Raw genomic sequence first — 20070 nt, 5'->3', positions numbered from 1 at the left:
CTCCCGGGCGTGTCCCGGGCCCAGATCGCCTCCGGCGCGGGAGGCCGCTTTGCTTTGGCAGGAGCGAAGTGCGAGCGACAACTCCCCGCCCGCTACGGCCCCGCGCCGGAGGTCTCCCACCCGAGGCGTACGCGGCCTCCCCAGGTGAACACCCGTCGCGGCCGTCGCGTATCCGTGAGAACCCAGAGGGAGGGACACCGATGACCTCGACGACGAGGCTGACGGTCGCACAGGCGCTGGTGCGCTTCCTGGCGGCCCAGTACACCGAACGCGACGGCGTCCGGCAGCGGCTCATCGGCGCCACCTGGGGCATCTTCGGCCACGGCAACGTCGCCGGCATCGGTCAGGCGCTCCTGGAGCACGCCGAGGAGATGCCCTACCACCAGGGCCGCAACGAACAGGCCATGGTGCACGCGGCCGTCGGCTACGCCCGCCAGTCCGGCCGCCTGTCCACGCACGCGGTGACGACCTCCATCGGCCCGGGCGCCACCAACCTCGTCACCGGCGCGGCCCTCGCGACCATCAACCACCTTCCGGTGCTGCTCCTGCCCGGCGACACCTTCGCCACCCGCCCCGCCGACCCGGTCCTCCAGCAGCTCGAAGTGCCGTACGCGGGCGACGTGTCGGTCAACGACTGCCTGCGCCCGGTCTCCAGGTACTTCGACCGGATCACCCGCCCCGAGGCGCTGATCCCCGCGGCGCTCGGCGCGATGCGGGTGCTCACCGACCCCGTCGAGACCGGCGCCGTCACCCTCGCCCTGCCCCAGGACGTGCAGGCCGAGGCGTACGACTGGCCGGAGGAGTTCTTCGCCGAGCGCGTCTGGGCCGTGCGGCGGCCCGGCGCCGACCCGGCGGAACTGGCCGAGGCCGTGCGGGCGATCCGGGCGGCGAAGCGGCCGCTGGTCGTCGCGGGCGGCGGCGTCCACCACAGCCGCGCCGAGGAGGCCCTCGCCGAGTTCGCCGGGGCCACCGGCATCCCGGTCGCCTCCACCCAGGCCGGCAAGGGCTCACTGCGCCACGACCACCCCCAGGACGTCGGCGGCGTCGGTCACACCGGCACGGCCACCGCGGACGAACTCGCCCGCACCGCCGACCTGGTGATCGGCATCGGCACCCGCTACACCGACTTCACCACCGCCTCCGGCACGCTGTTCAGCAACCCGGACGTCCGGTTCCTCAACCTCAACATCGCGCCCTACGACGGCCACAAGCTCGCCGGGCAGCCCCTGGTCGCCGACGCCCGCAGCGGCCTCCAGGAGCTCACCGGAGCCCTCCGGCTGCACGCGTACCGGGTCGCCGGCAGCTACGCCACCGAGTACACCGAGGACAAGGAGCGCTGGGAGCAGCGCGTCGACGCCTGCTACGAGGTGGACGAACCGGACACCCGCCCGACCCAGCCGCAGATCCTCGGCGCCCTGGACGAGATCGCCGACGAGTCGGACATCCTGATCAACGCCGCTGGCTCCCTCCCCGGCGACCTGCACAAACTGTGGCGCACCCGGTCGCCCGACCAGTACCACCTGGAGTACGGCTACTCCTGCATGGGCTACGAGATCCCGGCCGCCATCGGCGTGAAGCTGGCCGCTCCCGACCGGCCCGTGTGGGCGCTGGTCGGCGACGGCACGTACCTCATGATGCCGACGGAGATCGTCACGGCGGTGCAGGAGGGCATCGCGATCAAGGTCCTGATCATCCAGAACCACGGCTACGCGTCCATCGGCGGACTGTCGGAGTCGGTGGGCGGCGAGCGGTTCGGCACCGCCTACCGCTACCGCTCCGAGGACGGCTCGTACACAGGGTCGCCGCTGCCCGTGGACCTCGCCGCCAACGCGGCCAGCCTCGGCATGCGCGTCCTGCGCGCGAAGACGGTCCGGGACCTCCGGGAGGCCCTCGCCGAGGCCCGGGCGGCCGACACTCCCACATGTGTCTACGTCGAGACCCAAACGGCAGACACAGTGTCGGGCGCGCCTCCCGCGCAGGCCTGGTGGGATGTACCCGTGGCCGAGACCGCGACACGGCCGTCCGCGGTCAAGGCACGTGAGCTGTACGAACGGCACGTCTCCACCCGACGCCGCCATCTGTGAAGGAGTTCCCGGCCATGACGAAGACCGTCAACCACTGGATCGGCGGCAAGACCGTCGAAGGCGCCTCGGGCACGCACGGGCCGGTGACCAACCCGGCGACCGGCGAGGTGACGACGAACGTCGCGTTCGCCTCGGTCGAGGAGGTGGACGCGGCGGTCGCCGCCGCCAAGGAGGCCTACCTGACCTGGGGCCAGTCCTCGCTGGCCCAGCGCACCTCGATCCTCTTCAAGTTCCGCGCCCTGCTGGACGCCAACCGGGACGCGATCGCCGAGCTGATCACCGCCGAGCACGGCAAGGTGCACAGCGACGCCCTCGGCGAGGTCGCCCGCGGCCTGGAGATCGTCGACCTGGCCTGCGGCATCAACGTCCAGCTGAAGGGGGAGTTGTCCACGCAGGTCGCGAGCCGTGTCGACGTCTCGTCGATCCGCCAGCCGCTGGGCGTCGTCGCGGGTATCACCCCGTTCAACTTCCCGGCGATGGTGCCGATGTGGATGTTCCCCATCGCCATCGCCTGCGGCAACACCTTCGTGCTGAAGCCGTCCGAGAAGGACCCCTCGGCGTCCCTCAAGATCGCCGAACTGCTGGCGGAGGCGGGCCTGCCGGACGGCGTCTTCAACGTCGTCCACGGCGACAAGGTGGCCGTGGACCGCCTGCTGGAGCACCCGGACGTCAAGGCCGTCTCCTTCGTCGGCTCGACCCCGATCGCCCGCTACATCCACACCACCGCCTCCGCCAACGGCAAGCGCGTCCAGGCCCTCGGCGGCGCCAAGAACCACATGCTGGTCCTGCCCGACGCCGACCTCGACGCAGCCGCCGACGCCGCCGTGTCGGCCGCCTACGGCTCCGCCGGCGAGCGTTGCATGGCCATCTCCGCGGTCGTCGCGGTCGGCTCGATCGGCGACGAACTGGTGGAGAAGATCCGCGAGCGCGCCGAGAAGATCAAGATCGGCCCCGGCGACGACCCGGCCTCCGAGATGGGCCCGCTCATCACCAAGGTCCACCGCGACAAGGTCGCCTCCTACGTCGAGGGCGCGGCGGCCGAGGGCTGCGAGGTCGTCCTGGACGGCACCGGCCACACGGTCGACGGCTTCGAGAACGGCCACTGGATCGGCATCTCGCTGCTCGACAAGGTGCCCACCTCCGCCAAGGCCTACCAGGACGAGATCTTCGGCCCGGTGCTGACCGTGCTGCGCACCGAGACGTACGAGGAGGCCCTGGACCTCATCAACGCCTCGCCGTTCGGCAACGGCACCGCGATCTTCACCCGGGACGGCGGCGCGGCCCGCCGCTTCCAGCTGGAGGTCGAGGCCGGCATGGTCGGCATCAACGTCCCGATCCCGGTCCCCGTCGGCTACCACAGCTTCGGCGGCTGGAAGGACTCGCTCTTCGGCGACCACCACATCTACGGCAACGACGGCACGCACTTCTACACCCGCGGCAAGGTCGTCACCACCCGCTGGCCGGACCCGGCCGACGCCCCGGCGGGCGTCGACCTGGGCTTCCCGCGCAACCACTGAATCCTCGTCAAGCAGTCAGGCGCACAGACCACACCGGAGGCGGCCCGTACTGCGGGCCGCCTTCGACATCTGGTCCCTGGAGTCGATCATCTACGGCACGAGTCTGAGAAGCCTGTTGGGTGATCCGGTCCCGATGTTGTTGAGGACTCCGGTTGTGGCCCCGTTCACGAGGGCGCTGTGTACGGTCGCCGGACCGGCGCTGGGGTGCGAGGTGAGGTAGACGGCCGCGGCTCCCGCGACATGGGGGGAGGCCATGGATGTCCCGGAGAGCGTGGTCGTCGCCGTGTCACTCGTGTGCCAGCCGCCGGTGATCAGGGAGCCGGGGGCGAACATGTCGAGCCGGGGACCGTAGTTCGAGAAACTGGATCGGCTGTCGGTCCAGGTGCTGGCCCCCACGGTGAGGGCGGAACCCACCCGGGCGGGTGAGAAGGAGGTGGCGTCCGCGTTCGAGTTGCCGGCGGCCACCGCGTACGTGACACCGGAGGCGATGGAGTTCCTCACCGCGGTGTCCAGCGACGTGCTGACGCCGGCGCCCAGCGACATGTTGGCGACCGCGGGCCGGACGCGACGCACCGTGACCCAGTCGACGCCCGCGATGACACCGGCGAGGGTGCCGGCCCCGTTGTTGTCCAGCACACGTACCGACACGATCTTGGACTGCTTCGCCACGCCGTACGTCTTGCCCGCGACCGTGGTGGCGACGTGTGTTCCGTGACCGTTGCCGTCAGAGGCGTTGGTGTCACGGTCGACGAAGTCGTAGCCGTGCCTGGCGCGCCCTGCGAACTCGGTGTGGGTGATGCGCACTCCCGTGTCGATCACGTACACGGTCGCGGATTTGCCCGCTGTGTCCGGATAGCTGTACATCAGGTTGCGTGGGAGCCGGGGCTGGTCGATGCGGTCCAGGCCCCACGGAGGGTTGTACTGGGTGGCCTCGAGGTGGACCATCCGGTCCTGCTCGACGAACTCGACGGCCGGGTCTTCCGCCAAACTCCTCGCTCCGGAGGCGCTGATACGGATGGCGAAGCCGTTGAGTACCTCGTCGTAGGTCCAGTCCACGGTGGCGCCGTACTTGGCCACCAGATCTTCGCCCTTCGTGGAGTTCGCCCTGAACCCCGCGGACTCTTTCAGTACGACGATGTAACTGTTCTCGACCGCGTTGGCGGAGTTCTCCTGCAGAATCCTTCCTGCGGACGGGGTGGCTTGGGCGGGCAGAGCGGAACCGCTCCCGATGACGGCCGCCGCGGCCACGGCGGCGACCGCTGCGACGATCCGCCGCCGGGCGGTGAAGGTTTCGCGCATCCTGAAGGCCTTCCTGACGTGTTGGCTGACGCTAATTCGAGGATGACCTGGCCGTTGGTCAGCACAATGCGCTATTAGTCCTTTTGATCCTTAATGACCACGAAGGGCTTACAGATCACCAACAGTTCTTCCTGGTCCTGTGTGGTGCGCTCGTGGCATCGGGCGATGACCCGGCCTGGAAGGACGTGAGCCGTGGCGGTCGGCTCCCCAGGCCGGTCGCAGTGGCAGGAACGCGGGGCCCGCTCACGCCTGACAGTCGCTCAAGATCGGGCTTCGTACCACGCCTGCAGTACGCACGGAGAACCCGTACTCCTGGGGGAGGGGTGGGGGTTCGCTCTCTGGTCGACAACTTGCCGACAGGTTGAGCCCTTACCGTTGACGCATGAATCTTCGACTGCCCGGACTGCGGGACCTGTGGTCACGGCGACGGCGACGGTTCATCGCTGCCGCGTCCGCCGTCGTCCTGCTCGCCGGTGCGGGTACCTGGACGGTGACGTCGGCCGTCGCCGCCGACGACCCGCCCCCGGTGCACCACGCCGACCAGCTCATGACCATGGGCGACGGGGTACGCGTCGACACCTCGTACTTCACCGCGGGCTCGGGCGGCCGCCGCCCCGCCGTCCTGCTCGGGCACGGCTTCGGCGGCAGCAAGGACGACGTCCGGCAGCAGGCGGAGGACCTTGCCCGCGACGGGTACGCGGTGATGACCTGGTCGGCGCGCGGCTTCGGAAGGTCCACGGGGAAGATCGGGCTGAACGACCCCCAGGGCGAGGTGGCCGACGTCTCGAAGCTCATCGACTGGCTGGCCGAGCAGCCCCAGGTCGAGCTCGACAAGCCCGGCGACCCGCGCGTGGGCATGGCGGGCGCCTCCTACGGCGGCGCGATCGCGCTGCTGGCGGCGGGCCACGACGACCGGGTGGACGCCATCGCCCCTTCGATCACGTATTGGAACCTCGCGGACGCGCTGTTCCCGAACGGCGTGTTCAAGAAGTTGTGGGCCGGTATCTTCGTCAACACCGGTGGCGGATGCCGGAGGCTCGAGCCCGCGCTGTGCCGGATGTACGAACGCGTCGCCGCATCAGGGAAGCCGGACGCCGAGGCGCGCGAACTGCTGGAGAAACGCTCACCGACCGCCGTCGGTGACCGCATCAAGGTGCCCACCCTCCTGATGCAGGGCCAGACCGACTCCCTCTTCCCGATGAACCAGGCCGATGCCGCGGCGAAGGCGATCCGCGCGGGCGGTGCCCCCGTCGACGTCGACTGGATCGCCGGCGGTCACGACGGTGGCGACATGGAGACCAGCCGCGTCCAGGCCCGGGTGCAGACGTGGTTCGACCGCTACCTCAAGAACGAGAAGGGCGCCGACACCGGTCCGGCCTTCCGGGTCGCGCGCACCGTCGGCACCGGCACCGGCGACGGCGGTCCGAGGCTGACCGGCGTGGCCGAGGACACCTACCCCGGCCTCAAGAGCGACCAGCACTCCGTCACCCTGACCGGGCGCGAGCAGCGCCTTGACAACCCGGCGGGTGCCAATCCGCCCGCCGTTTCCGCCCTGCCCGGCCTCGGCGGCGCGGGCGGCCTCTCCCAGCTGTCCTCACTCGGCATCGGGGTGGCCCTCGACTTCCCGGGCCAGTTCGCCGCGTTCGAGTCGGCGCCCTTCCGGGAGGACACGCAGATCACCGGCTCGCCGACGGTGACGGTCCGCGTGGCGTCGACCAGCGACGACGCCGTGCTCTTCGCGAAGCTGTACGACGTCGGCCGGGACGGCACCCGGCCGGTGCTGCCCTCGCAACTCCTCACGCCCCTCAGGGTGGAGGGCGCGAAGGCCGGCAAGGACGTGAGCGTCACCCTCCCGGCCATCGACCACGAGGTGGCCGACGGTCACCGGCTCCGCCTGGTCCTCGCCTCGACCGACCTCGGCTACGCCTCCCCGACGACCCCGGCGACGTACACCGTCTCCCTCAAGAGCGAGCTCAAGGTACCGATGCCCCTCGGCCGGACCGGCGGTGCGGGCCCGCTGCCCGCCTGGGTGTGGTGGATGCCGCCGGCCGGCGCGGTCGTCGCGCTGGCGCTGCTGCTGAGTGGACGGCGCCGCACGGTAGCGCCCACCCCCGACCCCGCGCTGGCCGAAGTGCCGCTCACCATCACGGATCTGTCCAAGCGGTACGCCAAGTCGACGGATCGCTACGCGGTCAAGGACCTGTCCTTCCGCGTGGAGAAGGGCCAGATACTGGGGCTCCTCGGCCCCAACGGTGCGGGCAAGACGACGACCCTGCGCATGCTGATGGGCCTGATCAAGCCGGACGGCGGCGAGATCCGCGTTTTCGGCCACGCGATCCGGCCGGGCACCCCTGTGCTGTCGCGCGTCGGCGCCTTCGTCGAGGGCGCGGGCTTCCTGCCGCATCTCTCCGGCCGCGGGAACCTCGAACTGTACTGGCGCGCCACCGGCCGCCCGCCCGAGGACGCGCACCTGGACGGAGCGCTGCAGATCGCGGGCCTCGGCGACGCCCTCGCCCGCCCGGTCCGCACCTACTCGCAGGGCATGCGCCAGCGCCTCGCCCTCGCCCAGGCCATGCTCGGCCTGCCGGACCTGCTCATTCTCGACGAGCCGACCAACGGCCTGGACCCCCCTCAGATCCGCGAGATGCGCGAGGTCATGATCCGGTACGCGGCGGCCGGCCGCACGGTCATCGTCTCCAGCCATCTGCTGGCCGAGGTCGAACAGACCTGCACCCACCTGGTGGTGATGGACCACGGGCGGCTCGTCCAGGCGGGGCTGGTGACGGAGATCATCGGCTCTGGGGACACACTGCTGGTGGGCACGACCACCCCCTTGGACGAGCCCCTCGTCGAGAAGGTGGGGGCATTGCCGGGCGTCGCCTCGGCGGTGCGCACCGACGAAGGACTCCTGGTCCGCCTCGACTCCGGCGGAACCCCTGCCCGCCTGGTCGCCGGGCTGGTACAGCTGCAGGTCGCCGTGGAGTCCGTAGGCCCCCACCGGCGCCTCGAAGACGCCTTCCTCACTCTGATCGGAGCCGAAGCATGAGCAGCATCGTGGCCGATCCCCCGGAGGTCGCGTCCGGCTACCGCGCGGGCCGCACGCTGCCCCTGCGGGTGGAGCTGGTCAGGCAGTTGAAGCGGCGGCGCACACTCGTCATGGGGGCGATCATGTTCGCCCTGCCGTTCGTCCTGCTCATCGCCTTCCAGATCGGTGGCGATCCGGGCCAGGACAACGGCCGGGTGAACCTCATGGACTCGGCCACGGCGTCCGGCGCCAACTTCGCCGCCGTGAACCTCTTCGCCTCCGCCGGTTTCCTGCTCGTCATCCCCGTGGCGCTGTTCTTCGGGGACACGGTCGCCGCGGAGGCCGGCTGGTCCTCGCTGCGCTACCTCCTCGCGGCGCCGGTGCCCCGAGCACGCCTGCTGTGGTCCAAACTCGTCGTCGCATTCGGCCTCAGCCTTGCCGCCCTCGTGCTGTTGCCGGTCGTCGCCCTTGCCGTCGGCACGACCGCTTACGGCTGGGGCCCGCTGCAGCTCCCCACCGGGGGCACACTGTCCGCCGGCACCGCCGCGCAGCGCCTGGTGATCATCGTGGCGTACGTCCTCGTCTCCCAACTCGTCACCGCGGGCTTGGCGTTCTGGCTGTCGACCAGAACCGACGCGCCTCTTGGTGCCGTCGGCGGCGCGGTGTTCCTGACCATCATCGGAAGCGTTCTCGACGAGGTGACAGCCCTCGGCGACTGGCGGGACTTCCTGCCCGCGCACTGGCAGTACGCCTGGCTCGACGCGGTCCAGCCCCAGCTCCAATGGACGGACATGATCCAGGGCACGGCTCTCTCCGTGACGTACGCGCTCGTGCTGTTCGCCCTGGCCTTCCGCGGCTTCGCCCGTAAGGACGTGGTGTCCTAGCCAGTGCGGGAGTCTTCGGATCCGCCTGGCGGATGGTGCAGGTCGGGGCCGTTCTCGCGCATCCACCTCATGCAGACCTGCCGCCCGTGAACGACCAGGCATTGCGCCCGGCCGGGCGGCGGAGGCACGGCCGAAGCGGCCGACGGGAGCGTGCGGTTGCGCCGTAAGCGGTGAGGACTCCGACCGCACGAGAGAACCGACCCGCCACACGATCGAGCGCTGTGTTCAACTCCCGTACCAACAGGTCGCCTTGGCCCACACATAGCGCGCCGGCCTACGCCGTATCACCCGCAGGCACCGACGTCATGACGGAAGCCGACACCCAAGCACAGCAGGCACGGCGATCCCGAACGCCCCGTCACCCGAGTGGCGGATCACCATGGTTCGCCGTGTTGCAGAGCTCGTGCCGACCGTGGTCACATCTTCCCGCCAAAGGCGCTTAAGGAACATTTCGCGCCGAGATCGAGCGGCTGGCCGCCCGGCGGTCGGCCGAATTGAACACCCTGGAGAACCAATGCCTCATCGCATGCTCCGTTCTGCGGCCACCGCGCTGCTGGCTTCAGCACCGCTCATCGCTGCCGCGCCCGCGCAGGCGGCTCCTCAGCAGCCCTTCCCCTGCAGCATCGGCAGCCACGCGGTCACCAACAACGTGACCAAGCAGTTCACGGTCAGCGTCACCTGCGACCAGACGCGGACCGTCGGTGTCCGCATCACCTCCGGCGACACGGAACTCGCGAACGTAAGCAAGACCGTCAAGGCGGGTGTTGAGGAGAGCGTCACGGTCACCGCGCCCAAGGCCCCGGTCTGCGCAACGCTGAAGACCGACGGTGAGAGCTTCCAGATCTGCGGCTGACGTAGCCCCTCCCCGGCAGTCGTCTGACGGGACTCCGTCACCGCCCAGTACTGCCGATACCAGGTGGCCGATGGCGGGACCACCATGAGGTGATCGATGCGAGCGGGTCCTCACCATGGTGAGGACCCAGGCCGACGCCGACGAGGCCTTGAACCGGGCATCCTCGGTGGTCTCCACGATCGTGCGCGCTCACCAACGCGCGGCCGGGGCCCGCAGAACGGGGGCCCCGGCCGACGAGTCGACGACCGCGCCATCAGCCGGTCCCGCACCCGGCCGGGCACCGGCTTCGCCGGGGATGCCGGGCAGCAGGCCACCCGAATTCGACCGTGAGGTTTACGAGCAGCGCACCACCGTCGAGCGGTGCGTCAACCGCCTGAAGCAGCGGCGAGGCATTGCCACCCGCTAGGAGAAGGCCGCGACCGGCTACCTGGCCGGCCGGACTCCACATCTCAGGCGTCTCCCTCCGGTCCGCCCGGTGATCCAGACGAAACGTCCGGAGCCGTCCACGCCTCCCCCCTGCAGCGACCGCAGCGTCTTCAGTCCGTCGGCTCGAAGAGGTCGATGTACGTGTTCCGGTCGTCACCACTGAGGACGGAACCCGGCATCCGTCGGCGTTCTCAGTCCCTGCTGCATCCGCAGGAGCGCATCACCGGTGACTTCCAGCACGGCCCCCCACACCCCCTGAGCGCGACTCAGCCTTCACCGGCACAAGAACAGCTCCGGCCGGCCCTCAAGTCCGGTATGTGTCAGGCGTATCGGTAGCGCTGTCACCGTGGCGCACGCCCAAGTCCTCCCCGAGCCGGGGAGGATTCCTGCCGGCTACCGTTCGGTTGCTCTCCGGCGGGGACTGCGTGGCCGCTGTGGACGTGCTGCGGGCCGAATCCGCCGTGTCGGGCCACGCCCCCCAGGTACGTCCGGCGGCCGAACTCCCCAATGCTGTGCTGGTCTGCGGGCATGCGGCTGACCTGCTTGACGGCGGCCTGTCCCTGCTGAACCGCCGCACAAGGCCGGTCTGTCTGACGGAGACTGCCCAAACTGCCTTCCACGTGTTGGCCAACTGCCCATCGCAGTGAAGGCGTTGCCTCCGGAGTGAAAATAGGAGCAATGCAGGAGGTTCGTCGGCCGCGCACCGGTCGAGGGGCAAGGGTGTGACCCAACTCTGTTGATTAACCGGTGTGTGTCCGGTGTGCCATTACTCCGATGGGTTGATCGACCCGTCGCGACCTGGGAATTCCGCACTCATATCATCTGCATCAGGGGGCCATGTGGATGAAGTTCCGGAGCTACGGGCATTCCGAGTGGAGCGTGCCCTGGAGTTGAGGCAATACTGGTTTCGTCCTTCCAGCCTGGAAGACACAGAACGGAGATATCAATGCGCACGAATGTTAAGCGCGGGGCTGCGTCGGCCCTCGCGGCGGTGGCCCTTCTCGCGGGTTCCGCCTCGGTTGCCAGCGCCAACGACTACGACGACGAGCCGGGCATCGTCATCGTCAACGAGAACGAGAACAACAACGACAACGACAACGACAACGACAACACGGCGACGGCCACTGCCGGCGTCGAGGTCGACCTCGTTGACGAGGCCGTCGCTGCTGCCCCCGCTGCTGCCCCCGCTGCCGCCCCGGCGGCCGCCCCGGCGGCGCAGAGCGCCTCGGACCCGAGCCTCCTGGGCTTCCTGCTGGCGGTTCTGTGACGCTGGGCTGAGCCCAATGCAGTCGGCCGGTGATCGTTCGAGTCCAGTTCGACGGTCATTCGATTCTCTCGGGATCGTGGCTCGAACTGCAAGCGTTTCTCCCTGACTGGCGGATGGGGTTACATCCTCATCCGCCGAGGAAGAGGAGCTCCGCTCGAACGGTGGCAAGCTAAGGCGAATGCGCGGCCTCGAGCCGCGCATTTCGTTTGCCGTCGCCCCCGAGTGGTCCCAGGGTATTTCGATGCGTCCTTAGAGACCGGTCGCCTGTGGCGGTCGGTCCTCTTGGTTTATTCGTGTGATTCACCGTTGCAGCGCAGCCGTTTCCGTTGGCCGGCCTGAGTGCTCGATCATCGACATAACCTGCAGCACAGGGCCATATGAGTGAAGTTCCGGACCAAGGGGCCTTTCAAGTTGTGCGGTCTCCGGTGTCGCGGCAATATCGATTTCGTTCTTCCAACGGGGAAGAAAAGGAACGGAGACAACAATGCGTATGACCATGAAGCGCGGAGCTGCGTCGACCCTCGCTGCGGTGGCCCTCCTCGCGGGTTCCGCCTCCGCTGCCAGCGCCGCCTGTGACAACGACGACAACGGCAGCGACGAGCCGGGCATTGTCATCATCAACGAGAACGAGAACAACAACACCAACACGAACACCAACACCAACACCGCTACGGCCACGGTCTCGGTGGTGATCGGGGACCTCCTCGACGCGGCTGTCTGAACGGCCTGAGTCCACTGGGGCCGGGTTTTGATCGTTCGAATACAGTTCGACGGTCAGGGGCCTCATCTCGATTCCCCGGGATGGAGGCCCGACCTGAAAGCGTCTCTCCCTGACGGGCGGATGAGGTGAGCATCCTCATTGACGGAGGGAGGGGCGCTTTCGTTCCGTGGTGTCAATCATATGAAGCGCCGGAGGCGACCATCCTTCCCGATGGCCGTCTTTTCACTCGGCTGGGGGAGTTTATGAGCCGCGGGCTATGCGTCCTTGTGTCATCTGATTAACGCACACTCGCATCAGCTTCCCAATAGGGGCCGAACGGACGAAGTCTGGAGACGGCTGACCCATAAGAGTGTCACCCGCTTGATGCAGCTTTCCTGCGGATGCACCATCGGTTCGGCCCTTCAGTTGAAGGGGGTTGCGAAACGCATATTTGAGGCGGTGTGAGTGGTATGATCATCTTGCCGCGATGCCCGGATACGAGGAAAGCGTCGTTCCGTACCAAATCCGAGGCGAGGCTCTGGCTGGTCAAGCAGTCATTGTTGGAGAAAACCCCTGACCGCATCTACCGGTGCTCGGGTTGTCGGTACTGGCACTTCACCGCATCCCATCACTGGACCAGCCAGAAAATCAGGCGGAGGAGAAATTACGGGAGGAGGGAAGTCGTCCCGAGCCCCCGCCGCAAGAAGAGTGGGAAACGCTGACGAATTCCGCACGCCGTGGCGACAGCTCGGCGGGCTGGATCTCGATCAGTCACTCCCTAGTCGATCTCTCGGTGCACCTGTACCGGATTCCCCGCAGCACCTGCCAGTCCGTCAGCGGTGAGGTTCGTTGACGCGTCGGCTGAACGGGCTGCGGCACGGGCCTACCCTGACGCTTTCCTCTTCTGGCCAGGGTCGGCTGTTCCCCTTTCCTCTTTCCTTGAGCAGGAAGACGACGATGCGAAAGAAACTGAGCAAGGGGCTGGTTGTGGCTGCGGCCGCGACGAGCATTCTGCCCCTGTACGGCATTCCGGCGTTGGCGGACTCGCATGGCGAGGCTCTCACAAACGCCTGCGGCAGCTCCTCTGGTGAGACAGCCGTGAACGGGCCCTCCTCCGGGAACGGCTGCACCAGCGGCACCAGTGTGCAGGGGCCGAACGATGCCCCCGACACCGCTCGCATCGACGGCTTGGACGAGCACAAGAGCCACGCCGATGCGGCGGTCGAGCGCGCTCTGGCCACGCTGAAGGACAAGGAGTCGGCCGCCGTACCCGCTGGCGAAGACAGCGATGACACGGAGGGCAGCAGCCGCGTCGCCACCGCGAGCGGGGACGAGGACGGCGGTGAGGGCGAGGAGTCTTACGGCAGCGAGGAGTCGGACGAGGCAGACGGCTCCGGTGCGACGTCGTCCACGCAGTCTCCCAGCACGCTGCCGGCGGAGGTGAAGCCGTCGGCGTCGTCTCAGGACAGCGACTACGGCGACGAGGAGAGCGGCGACGAGAGCCGGGACGACGAGAGCGTCGCCACCGCGAGCGGGGACGAGGACGGCGGTGAGGGCGAGGAGTCTTACGGCAGTGAGGAGTCGGAGGAGCCGGACGGCTCCGGTGCGACGTCGTCCACGCAGTCTCCCAGCACGCTGCCGGCGGAGGTGAAGCCGTCGGCGTCCCAGGACAGCGGTTACGGCGACGACGGCGGTTACGGCGAGGAGAAGCCTGGCTACGGCGAGGAGAAGCCCGGTTACGGCGAGGAGAAGCCGGGCTACGGCGAGGAGAAGCCGGGCTACGGCGAGGAGAAGCCGGGCTACGGCGAGGAGAAGCCGGGCTACGGCGAGGAGAAGCCGGGCTACGGCGAGGAGAAGCCGGGCTACGGCGACGACGGCTATGGCCACGAGAAGCCCGGCTACGGCGACGACGGCTACGGCCACGAGAAGCCCGGCTACGGCGACGACGGCTACGGCCACGAGAAGCCCGGTTACGGCGACGACGGCTACGGCCACGAGGAACCCGGTTACGGCGACGACGGCGGGTACGGTGACACGCCGTCCACGCCGCCTCACACCACTCCACCGGCGACGCAGCCGCCCACGCCCTCGACTCCCCCGCACACCAAGCCTCCGACGGATCGGCCCTCCCTCCCCGACACCGGGGGTGGGGAGGTGATCGCGGCCTCGGGCGCAGCCGCGCTGCTGCTGGCCGGTGGCGTCATCCTGTACCGGCGGGGACGGGTCCTGTCCCGTCGGTAGCGATCACTCCCTACCGGGTGCCGGACGCCAAGCGTCCGGCACCCGAGTCGGTTCCGGATCCATCGGCCAACCAGAGCCGGTCGTTAGGGTCAGGCCTCAGGAAACTGACGGGGTGCTGGTCGATCCCGCGTTTGCGGCGTGATCCAAACGACACCCCCTAGGGGCGGGTGCCCATCATTCGGGTGACCTTCCGTGTGAGGGGTCGCAATTTTCCGTGTGCCCGGTTTCCGCTCGCTCGAGGGCTCGTTGAAAGTGGTGAAGCAATTCCCGCTGGTGGCCCCGAATTGCTCGGACAGGAACACGATGTGGCCGGCACCGCCGCTCCTGCTGATGCGCTCGAAGCGCCGAAGGCCGGGGGCGCCGTACACACCGCAGACGTGACCGCGGTCAGCAAGCATCCCGGACCGTGGACGCACAGTTGAGAGGGAATCCCGGGCCGATCGCGTCGCGCATGCGAGGGGCCCGTCGAGCGTGTGTCATGTGGACCGCCCTGTTCAGGGCGAGGAAGAGGCAGGCATTGCGAACCGGCAAACCACTGCAGCCACAACCAGCGCGCCCCGCGGCGCCCGCGACGGTTCCCCCCGTGGCCGTCGGCTCTGCGCAGTCGCCCGCACACGCCGCCAGGACCACGGTGCGACGCCGGGTGCTGTGGGGGCTGTTCGCATCGGCGTTCTCGGTGACTCTCGCACCGGTACTGGTGGCGTCGGGGACGTCCCCGAGGGCGTCGGGAGCGGTGGGGAACGGGCCGGGACCGGCCGGCGACGGGGAGCGTTTCGACGAGACGTACCGCGGGCGCCGCATCGCAGGTGTCAGGTACGACGCCGGGCGGCCCGGGGAGGACGGTCGGAGCGCGTGGCACGTAACCGTGGACGGGCGGCCATTGCACCTGATGCGCCGGGCCGACGGCAGCTGGATGAGCATGGTCGACCACTATCAGTCGTATGCGACTCCGCTCGCCGCCGCGCGCGCTGCCGTCGACGAACTCGGTCCCGACGCACGGCTGGTCACGCCGGGTGAGCGGGACAGTCACATGGAGGACAGCCGTACGGCAGACGGAAACGGGCACGCCGAGGGGGAGCATCGCCGTGGTCTACACGCGTAAGGACGTCAGCACACTCACCCGCTCCGAACGGCGCCGGCTCGTCAACGCGCTGCTGGAGCTCAAACGGCGCGGCGAGTATGACGAGTTCGTGCGTATGCACATCGAGTACTACACCCCCGACGGCGAGGGCGGCCTGCGCGCCGCCCACATGGCGCCTTCCTTCCTGCCCTGGCACCGCAAGTTCCTGCTGGACCTGGAGAACGCGCTGCGCCGCGTGGACGAGTCGGTGACCCTGCCGTACTGGGACTGGACGCGCAACCGTTCGCGGACGGCCGTACCGTGGACCGATGACCTGCTCGGCGGCACCGGGCGGCGATCCGACCGGCAGGTGATGTCCGGCCCCTTCGCCCACCGCAACGGCAAGTGGACGATCAGAGTGGGGGTCACCGACACGAAGTTCCTCACGCGTGAGCTGGGCCGTCCGCGGGATCCGATCGCGCTGCCGACGGCCAAGGATCTGGAGGGGGCCCTCAACGACCCCGTCTACGACGCGGCACCGTGGCACTCCGGGTCGGCCAAAGGGTTCCGCAACAAGGTCGAAGGGTGGGGGCCCGGGCAGGGCTCCGCTTCGTGGCGCACCCACAACCGGGTCCACCGTTGGGTCGGCGGCCACATGATGGGTGGCGCGTCTGTCAACGACCCAGTGTTCTGGATGCACCACGCCTTTGTGGACCTTCTCTGGTTGCGCTGGCAGCGGCGGCACCGGGGCGCCCGCTATCTCCCCGCGAAGCCGCTGGCCCGGGGGGACGCTCAACGGGGCCGAGTCGTCGCGCGGCACCAGAAGATGCCACCGTGGGACGTCACACCGGCCCAGTTGGAGGACCAGAGCCACATCTACCGGTACGCGTAGTCCGAACGAGCCGGGTAGGGGTGCGGCTGCGTACGCGGGGCGCGCCAACGGGCACGGCGAGACCTGTCGGCGCTACCGCCGGGCCTTGCGGGTTGCGGCCGCCGCCGACGGCGGCGCCGTGACCGCCGGGCCAGGCGGTCACCAGGCGGCGCACCTCATCGGGCCAGGAGCCGTATCGGCGAGCCGGCCAGAAATGCCTGGATGTTCTCGACCGCCTGGCCGTAGTACGTCGCGTAGTTGGCCCGGGAGACGTAACCGAGGTGCGGGGTGGCGAGGAGGCGAGGGGCCGTGCGCATCGGGTGGTCGGCGGGCAGGGGCTCGATGTCGAAGACGTCGACGCCGGCCCCGGCGATCCTGCCGTCGTGCAGGGCGGCGAGGAGGGCCTCCTGGTCGACGATGGCCGCGCGTGAGGTGTTGACCAAGTACGCGGTCGGCTTCAGCACGGCGAGTTCGGCGGGGCCGAGCAGGCCGCGGGTACGGTCACTCAGCGCGAGGTGGACCGAGACGAAGTCGCTGCTCGCGAGGAGGTCCTCCTTGGAGGGGGCGAGCTCGACGCCGATCTCGGCGGTGCGCCCGCGGGTGAGGTTCTGACTCCAGGCACTCACGTGCATGCCGAAGGCGAGCCCGACCTGGGCGACCCGGCTGCCGATCTTCCCCAGGCCGAGCAACCCGAGCCGCCGACCGTGCAGATCGGCACCGACGGTGCTCTGCCAGGGGCCACCGGAGCGCAGGGAGCTGCTCTCCTCGACGATGCCGCGAGCGAGGCCGAGCAACAGCGCCCAGGTCAGTTCGACGGGTGGCGTGGAGGAACTGGCCGTGCCGCACACCGTGACGCCGCGTGCCTCGGCGGTCGCGTAGTCGATGACGGAGTTCCGCATGCCGGAGGCGACGATCAGTTTCAGCCGGGGCAGCCGGGTGATCAGCGACCCGGGGAACGGCACGCGTTCGCGCAGGGTCACCACGATGTCGAACGCGGCCAGGGCGGCGGCCAGGTCGTCCTCGCCCTCGATGTGCCGGTCGAAGGCGACGACCTCCACGTCGTCCGCGACGAGCGACCAGTCGGCGACCTCGGCCGCCACCTTCTGAAAGTCGTCCAGTACAGCGCAGCGCAGCCGCACGTCGTGCCCCTTTCACGGCCCGTGGGTCGATCCCCGGAGCAACCCACGGATCGGTCCATGATCCGGTTCCAGGGGTCCATGATCGCGCCGGGGCGCTGGTGCCGGAAGGCTCTCGCATCACCCGACCATTCGGTCGGTCGCAGCGTATCCTCCCGTGAAGGACCCCCTCGGCCCGCGTCGGGCTCCCCGATGAGGTCGTCAACGGGGCCGTCTTCCTCGCCTCCGGGTGTGGCGGGCGATGGTCCACATGGGATGGTCGTCGGCCGGCGGGTTCGCCGCGCGTGGCCTCGGTGTCGATCATCCCGGGGCTGACGCAGTTGGCGCGGATGCCGTAGGCGGCTCCTTCGGCGGCGAGTTGCCGGGTCATCGCGATCACCGCGCCCCTGGACGCTATGGGGGAAGGCAGTCCGCTGGTTGGTGAGCGAGCCGGTCAGGCCCGCTGGGGACCCCACCGTGACGATGCAGGTGCGACTGCGCACCAGTTGGGGCCGGGCAACCTGCGCGGCCGGCCATACCGAGTCCAGCTCGGCGCGCATCGTGCAGCCGAAGTCCTCGTACGGCTGGGTGTCGACGGCACCGAAACGGACGGCGTCGGCGTCGGCGTAGAGGATGTCGATGCCCCCGAAGGCGTCCGCGGCCTCCTTGACCCAGGCGCGGACGGAGTCCTCGTCGGTCGCGTCGAGCGGGCCGGGGGTGAGGGCCGCGCCGCCCGCCCGCGCGACGAGACGCTGGGCCCTCAGCTCGGACTCGTGCCGCAGGTTGCCGTCGACGACGATCGCGCCCTCGGCCGCGAACCGCAGCGCCGCCGCGCGTCCCGGACCGCGGGCCCTGCCCGATATCAGGGCCACCTTCCCTTTCAGCCGCTTCAATTCCCCTCCGGATTCGAGGCAGCCGAATCCACCGCAGCTGAACCCAGAGCGTCCGAGATGGACTTGACGCCCCCATGCGTGGTGAGTCCGCCGTCGACCGGGATCTCGGCGCCGGTGATGAAGGAGGACTCGTCGGACAGGAGGAAGACCACGAGCGGGGCGACCTCGTCCACCGTGCCGGTGCGGCCGAGAGGGGTCTCGCGGATGTTCGCCTCGCGGAAGGCAGGGGCGGCGGAGGCGGTCATCTCGGTCTCGATGAAGCCGGGGTGGATCGTGTTGACGCGGATGCCGCGCGGGCCGAGCTCTGTGGCCGCGGTCTTCGACAGGCCGCGCAGTGCCCATTTGCTGGTCGTGTAGGCGACCGGGTAGTGGCCGCTGAGCGCGGCGGTGGAACCGACGTTGACGATGGACGAGCCGGGCGGCATCAGCGGCGTCAGGTGCTGGATGGCAAGGAGCGGGCCGGTGACGTTGACGGCGTGGACTCGGGCGAAGTCGTCGGGGGTCACTTCGTCGAGGCGGGCGCGCCATGTGATGCCCGCGTTGTTGACCAGGCCGTGCACCTGGCCGTACGACTCCCTCAGTTCGGCGGCCAGCTCCGCCCAGTGCTCCTCGTCGGTGACGTCGAGGTGGCGGCAGCCGGGGGCCTCGGTCACGTCGGTGGCGATGACGCGGGCGCCCTCGCGGGTCAGGGCCTCGGCCTCGGCGGCGCCCTGGCCGCGCGCGGCGCCGGTGACGACGACCTTGTCGAGGAGCCTCTTGGGGTGCAGATCGTTCACGGCCGCTCCCGGCTGCGGCGCCGGGCGGTCGGCAGCGGCTCCGGATTCCTGCCCGCGACCACGGTGTTGGAGACGGTGCCGATGCCTTCCACGGTGAGGGTGACGGTGTCTCCCGGCTTCAGTGGGGGCGGGGACTGCTCGCCCCGGACGCCCCACAGCTCGGCGAGGCAGCCGCCGTTGCCGCAGGTGCCGGAGCCGAGCACATCGCCGGGGCGGACGACGGTGCCCCGCGAGGCGTAGGCGACCATCTCCTCGAAGGTCCAGCTCATGTTGGACAACAGGTCCTTGCCGACGACCTCGCCGTTCACCGAGGCGGTCAGCGCCAGGCGCAGAAAGCCGTCGGTGTCGCGGTACGGCTCCAGCTCGTCGGCGGTGACCAGGTACGGGCCGAGGGTGGCGGCCGTGTCCTTGCCCTTGCACGGGCCGAGGCGGACCTGCATCTCGCGGGACTGCAGGTCGCGGGCCGACCAGTCGTTGAAGACGGTGTAGCCGATGATGTGGTCCCGTGCCTGTTGGGGCGTCAGGTCCCGCCCCTCCCGGCCGATGACGGCGGCGACCTCCAGCTCGAAGTCGAGGACTCCGCTGCCCGGCGGCACCGGGACGTCGTCGTGGGCGCCGATGACGGCGTACGGGTTGGTGAAGTAGAACGTCGGGGCGTCGTACCAGGCTTCGGGCACCCCGCCGACGCCGACACCGTCGACGGATCGCCGTACGCCTTCGACGTGTTCCTCGAAGGTGACGAAGTCCCGCACGGTGGGCGGCTGAAGCGGTGGCAGCAGCCGCACCTCGGACACGTGAGGGCCCGGCGGGACGTCGAGCGTGGCGGCGCCGGCGCGCAGGAGCGCGTCGAGTCCGTCGCCGCGGCTGATCAGCTCCGTGAGCGAGCGCGCCCCGGGAACCGGGTGGAGGGTGCCGTCCTCCTCCACGACGGCGACCCGTCGCTGGTGTCGATGTTCATAGGTGGCGAAACGCATGTACGGCTCCAGGCTCCGGCGGTCTTCGGCAGCGGTGGGAACCGGGGACGCGGCAAGGGCGTCAGGGCGGTGACAGGGCCACCGC

The 20070-nt window shown here is 69.5% G+C and carries 14 protein-coding genes and 3 pseudogenes; 12 read left to right on the top strand and 5 right to left on the bottom strand.

Annotated features, from left to right (window positions below):
• The 3 genes and pseudogenes from RFN52_RS14210 to mmsA all read left to right on the top strand — a co-directional run.
• A pseudogene (locus RFN52_RS14210) lies at positions 1-114 on the top strand (5-deoxy-glucuronate isomerase); the annotation flags it as partial.
• 86 nt (positions 115-200) lie between these two features.
• Positions 201-2084 carry a 3D-(3,5/4)-trihydroxycyclohexane-1,2-dione acylhydrolase (decyclizing) gene (gene iolD / locus RFN52_RS14205; RefSeq protein WP_184846533.1) on the top strand — a complete coding sequence of 628 codons (1884 nt, stop codon included), beginning with the start codon at positions 201-203 and terminating at the stop codon, positions 2082-2084.
• A gap of 14 nt (positions 2085-2098) precedes the next feature.
• A complete protein-coding gene (mmsA, locus tag RFN52_RS14200) occupies positions 2099-3601 on the top strand; it encodes a CoA-acylating methylmalonate-semialdehyde dehydrogenase (RefSeq protein ID WP_184846531.1) in 1503 nt (500 codons plus the stop codon).
• A 90-nt stretch (positions 3602-3691) separates the two neighbouring features.
• On the opposite strand, the gene RFN52_RS14195 is transcribed toward mmsA, so the two are convergent.
• Positions 3692-4900, bottom strand: coding sequence for a S8 family peptidase (locus tag RFN52_RS14195; protein ID WP_184846529.1), 1209 nt, complete (start codon positions 4898-4900; stop codon positions 3692-3694).
• Positions 4901-5282: 382 nt separating this feature from the next.
• Here RFN52_RS14195 and RFN52_RS14190 point away from each other — a divergent pair, with 382 nt between their 5' ends.
• The 9 genes and pseudogenes from RFN52_RS14190 (at position 5283) to RFN52_RS14150 (ending at position 16248) form a co-directional block, all read left to right on the top strand.
• Entirely contained in the window at positions 5283-7946 is a 2664-nt protein-coding gene (locus RFN52_RS14190; RefSeq protein WP_184846527.1) for a CocE/NonD family hydrolase, read from the top strand.
• Positions 7943-8809 (top strand): ABC transporter permease, encoded by an 867-nt coding sequence (locus tag RFN52_RS14185; protein ID WP_184846525.1) that lies wholly within the window; start codon positions 7943-7945, stop codon positions 8807-8809. The genes RFN52_RS14190 and RFN52_RS14185 overlap by 4 nt, the downstream gene beginning before the upstream one ends.
• Positions 8810-9335: 526 nt before the next feature.
• Entirely contained in the window at positions 9336-9662 is a 327-nt protein-coding gene (locus RFN52_RS14180) for a hypothetical protein (RefSeq protein ID WP_184846523.1), read from the top strand.
• A 292-nt stretch (positions 9663-9954) separates the two neighbouring features.
• Positions 9955-10065, top strand: a pseudogene (locus tag RFN52_RS14175) (IS5/IS1182 family transposase); the annotation flags it as partial.
• Between the two features lie 969 nt (positions 10066-11034).
• Positions 11035-11355, top strand: coding sequence for a hypothetical protein (locus RFN52_RS14170; protein ID WP_184846521.1), 321 nt, complete (start codon positions 11035-11037; stop codon positions 11353-11355).
• Positions 11356-11845: 490 nt separating this feature from the next.
• Complete coding sequence (locus tag RFN52_RS14165; RefSeq protein WP_184846519.1) at positions 11846-12076, top strand: hypothetical protein; 231 nt, start codon at positions 11846-11848, stop codon at positions 12074-12076.
• 1077 nt (positions 12077-13153) lie between these two features.
• Positions 13154-14296, top strand: a complete 1143-nt coding sequence (locus RFN52_RS14160) for an LPXTG cell wall anchor domain-containing protein (RefSeq protein ID WP_184846517.1) — start codon at positions 13154-13156, stop codon at positions 14294-14296.
• A gap of 451 nt (positions 14297-14747) precedes the next feature.
• The gene (locus RFN52_RS14155; protein WP_374050217.1) at positions 14748-15398 is read left to right on the top strand and encodes a tyrosinase family oxidase copper chaperone; all 651 of its coding nucleotides are present in this window, start codon (positions 14748-14750) and stop codon (positions 15396-15398) included.
• The gene (locus RFN52_RS14150) at positions 15382-16248 is read left to right on the top strand and encodes a tyrosinase family protein (protein ID WP_184846514.1); all 867 of its coding nucleotides are present in this window, start codon (positions 15382-15384) and stop codon (positions 16246-16248) included. Before RFN52_RS14155 ends, RFN52_RS14150 begins: the two co-directional genes overlap by 17 nt.
• A 155-nt stretch (positions 16249-16403) precedes the next feature.
• Here the strand turns inward: RFN52_RS14150 and RFN52_RS14145 are convergent, their stop codons facing one another.
• The 4 genes and pseudogenes from RFN52_RS14145 to RFN52_RS14135 all read right to left on the bottom strand — a co-directional run bounded on the left by RFN52_RS14145 (position 16404) and on the right by RFN52_RS14135 (position 19985).
• Positions 16404-17366, bottom strand: coding sequence for a D-2-hydroxyacid dehydrogenase family protein (locus tag RFN52_RS14145; protein ID WP_184846512.1), 963 nt, complete (start codon positions 17364-17366; stop codon positions 16404-16406).
• A gap of 482 nt (positions 17367-17848) precedes the next feature.
• Positions 17849-18214: pseudogene (locus RFN52_RS40065) on the bottom strand (SDR family oxidoreductase); the annotation flags it as partial.
• Positions 18215-18231: 17 nt separating this feature from the next.
• The gene (locus tag RFN52_RS14140; RefSeq protein WP_184846510.1) at positions 18232-19011 is read right to left on the bottom strand and encodes an SDR family NAD(P)-dependent oxidoreductase; all 780 of its coding nucleotides are present in this window, start codon (positions 19009-19011) and stop codon (positions 18232-18234) included.
• Complete coding sequence (locus RFN52_RS14135; protein WP_184846508.1) at positions 19008-19985, bottom strand: fumarylacetoacetate hydrolase family protein; 978 nt, start codon at positions 19983-19985, stop codon at positions 19008-19010. The genes RFN52_RS14140 and RFN52_RS14135 overlap by 4 nt, the downstream gene beginning before the upstream one ends.
• Between the last annotated feature and the right edge of the window lie 85 nt (positions 19986-20070).

This window comes from Streptomyces collinus, from assembly GCF_031348265.1.
GTDB lineage: Bacteria > Actinomycetota > Actinomycetes > Streptomycetales > Streptomycetaceae > Streptomyces > Streptomyces collinus.
Note: the sequence above shows the minus strand (reverse complement) of the source record. Positions and strands in the feature narration are given on the sequence as shown.

Excerpts from the sequence above, each read along its gene's own strand:
- RFN52_RS14155 (WP_374050217.1), top strand. The coding sequence starts at position 14,748 with ATGCGAGGGGCCCGTCGAGCGTGTGTCATGTGGACCGCCCTGTTCAGG.
- RFN52_RS14190 (WP_184846527.1), top strand. The coding sequence starts at position 5,283 with ATGAATCTTCGACTGCCCGGACTGCGGGACCTGTGGTCACGGCGACGG.
- RFN52_RS14180 (WP_184846523.1), top strand. The coding sequence starts at position 9,336 with ATGCTCCGTTCTGCGGCCACCGCGCTGCTGGCTTCAGCACCGCTCATC.
- RFN52_RS14195 (WP_184846529.1), bottom strand. The coding sequence starts at position 4,900 with ATGCGCGAAACCTTCACCGCCCGGCGGCGGATCGTCGCAGCGGTCGCC.
- RFN52_RS14170 (WP_184846521.1), top strand. The coding sequence starts at position 11,035 with ATGCGCACGAATGTTAAGCGCGGGGCTGCGTCGGCCCTCGCGGCGGTG.
- mmsA (WP_184846531.1), top strand. The coding sequence starts at position 2,099 with ATGACGAAGACCGTCAACCACTGGATCGGCGGCAAGACCGTCGAAGGC.
- RFN52_RS14165 (WP_184846519.1), top strand. The coding sequence starts at position 11,846 with ATGACCATGAAGCGCGGAGCTGCGTCGACCCTCGCTGCGGTGGCCCTC.
- RFN52_RS14185 (WP_184846525.1), top strand. The coding sequence starts at position 7,943 with ATGAGCAGCATCGTGGCCGATCCCCCGGAGGTCGCGTCCGGCTACCGC.
- iolD (WP_184846533.1), top strand. The coding sequence starts at position 201 with ATGACCTCGACGACGAGGCTGACGGTCGCACAGGCGCTGGTGCGCTTC.
- RFN52_RS14135 (WP_184846508.1), bottom strand. The coding sequence starts at position 19,985 with ATGCGTTTCGCCACCTATGAACATCGACACCAGCGACGGGTCGCCGTC.